This window comes from Streptomyces sp. SID5785, from assembly GCF_009870065.1.
In the GTDB taxonomy this organism is placed as follows: domain Bacteria; phylum Actinomycetota; class Actinomycetes; order Streptomycetales; family Streptomycetaceae; genus Streptomyces.
Genome location: NZ_WWIA01000603.1, coordinates 1 through 2403, shown reverse-complemented (window position 1 = coordinate 2403; position 2403 = coordinate 1). Strand labels below are relative to the sequence as shown.

Here is a 2403-nt window from a genome sequence, read left to right as displayed (position 1 = left end):
CAGCAGCCGCTGGCGCCGCGCGCGGCGCAGGCGCCGGTGCCCGCGGACCCGACGGCGCTGCCCGGCAGCGGCTCCCGCGTGGTGGCCAGGGGCGGTGAGTACGGCAGGGGCGCGGTGAGCGTGCCGCGGCAGCCGGGCGAGCACGGGGAGCGGCCCGGGGACGAGGGCGGCCCGATGGGCTCGCACGGCGTCGCCGGGGACGAGCAGGAGCAGTCGCGCACCGGTGTCGGTGAGCGGCGAGGGGAGTGACGGCGGGCGTGGGCGACCAGTGGACGGCACGGCGGGTGAGGGCCGGTGCCCTGGCCGGGTGCGGGGTGATCGTCCTCGCCGGTTGTGCCTCGATGCCGGACAGCGGGGGCATGCAGTCGGTCGAGGCGTCGCAGCGGCCGGACTCGCAGGTCCGTGTCTTCGCGTTGCCGCCGCGGGACGACGTGGGTCCCAGCAGCATCGTCGACGGGTTCCTCGACGCGCTGACCGGTGACGATCCCTCGTACGCGATCGCCCGCAAGTACCTGACGCCGAAGGCGGCGAAGAGCTGGCAGCCGGGGCAGCAGACGGTGGTGCTCGACGACGCGCCGCACCCGCGGCCGACGGGCCGACCGGACGCGGCGGAGGAGGGCCAGTTCTTCGAGGTGACGGGAAGCCAGGTCGCGCTGGTCGACAAGCGGCAGGCGTACCAGCCGAAGGAGCAGACCTACCGGGCCGGTCTGCACCTCACGCAGGTGAACACCGCCAAGGGCAAGCAGTGGCGCATCGACATGCTGCCCGCCGGGGTGATGCTGAGCGCGTCCGACTTCCAGCGCATCTACCAGTCCGTCAACAAGTACTACTACGCGGACGCCCCGCAGACCGGCTCGCACGAGGAGCCGCGGCGGCTCGTCGCCGACCCGGTGTTCGTGCGGCAGTGGACGGATCCGCTGACCGAGACGGTCCGTGAGGTGCTCCGGGGGCCGACGAGCTGGCTCCAGCCGGTGGTGCGCTCGGCGTTCCCGGCGCACACGGCGCTCAAGAGCGGTGTGAAGTCGCTGGCTCCGGACGACACGAACAAGCTGGTGGTGCCGCTCAACAAGAGCGCGGACGGCGTCAGCCCGAGTGCGTGCAAGGAGATGGCGGCGCAACTCCTGTACTCGCTGGACGATCTGTCGTCCGCGGGTGTGGAGGAGGTCGAACTGCAGCGCTCCGACGGCGGGTTGCTGTGCGCGCTGGGTGACAACGGGGCGCAGGCGCTCGCACCGCGCACCTCCGGCCGCCTGGACGACCAGTACTTCCTGGACGCCAAGGGACGGCTCGTGCGGATGCCGGGCAAGAGCAGTGGGACCCGGGAGCCCGAGCGGGTGCCGGGGCCGCTGGGCGAGGGCGAGCAGGTTTTGCGCTCGATCGCCGTCTCGCGCGACCAGGAGCGGGCCGCGGCCGTGTCGAACACGGGGCATGCGCTCTACGTGACCTCCATGGTGTCCGGGGCGTCGATCGGCGACCCGGTCGTGCGCAGTACCGCGAAGAAGGAGAAGGACGGCTTCTCGACGCCGAGTTGGGACGGCCGGGGCGATCTGTGGGTCGCGGACCGGGACCCGAAGGAGCCGCGGCTGCTCATGTTCGGGCAGGGCATGGCCGACGAGCAGCAGGAGATCCCGGTCGACGGGCTCGCCGCGGACGCGCGCATCGAGGCCGTGAAGATGTCCGCCGACGGGGCGCGGATCGCGCTGATCGTGACGGAGAAGGACCGGACGTCCCTGCGGATCGGCCGGGTCGAGCGCCGGGCCGACGGGGACGGTGGCGTGGTGGTGTCGGTGGCCGGCCTGCGCTCGGCCGCACCGCAGATGGAGTCGGTGACGGCAGTGTCCTGGGCGGGCGGCAGCCGGCTCGTGGTGGTCGGGCGCGAGGCCGGCGGGCTGCAGCAGATCCGGTACGTGCAGTGTGACGGCTCGGCGCCCACGGGGCAGGCGCTGCCCGGACTGACCCGGGTGAGCGAGATCGCGGCGTCGGAGGACGACGGCCTGCCGCTGCTGGCGCACTCGGACGACGGCGTCGTGCGGCTGCCCTCCGGGACGGCGTGGCAGCCCGTGCTGAAGGACGGGACGGCGCCGGTCTATCCGGGCTAGCCGAGAGCATCGACCCGGGTCGGCCCCGGTCGGCCTGGCCCGGCCCGGGGGTGGTGACTTGGGCCGGCCGTGGGCGTCGGGTTGACGCCCGGGGCGCGCCGGGTTGACGCCCGCGCGCGCCAGGTTGAGGCGGGCGCGCGCGCCGGTTTCAGGTGGGTGGCCGAGCCGCTCGCGGGGGCTGCTGCGCGGAGTTTTCCACAGGGGTGGTGAGGGACGGCCGGGCTTGGCATCGTGGGGGGATGCGGGGCTGGTTCACGGAGATGTGGGGGCTGGTGCTGCCGGTCTCCTGCGCGGGCTGCGGCGC

General features: G+C 73.9%; 1 protein-coding gene and 1 pseudogene. Both read left to right on the top strand.

Translation table 11 applies throughout. The features are described 5' to 3' along the window. Nucleotides 1–249, top strand: a pseudogene (locus GTW43_RS37585) (two-component sensor histidine kinase); the annotation flags it as partial. A gap of 92 nt (nt 250–341) precedes the next feature. Next, nucleotides 342–2099 (top strand): LpqB family beta-propeller domain-containing protein, encoded by a 1758-nt coding sequence (locus tag GTW43_RS19905; RefSeq protein ID WP_161303370.1) that lies wholly within the window; start codon nt 342–344, stop codon nt 2097–2099. Nucleotides 2100–2403 lie beyond the last annotated feature (304 nt).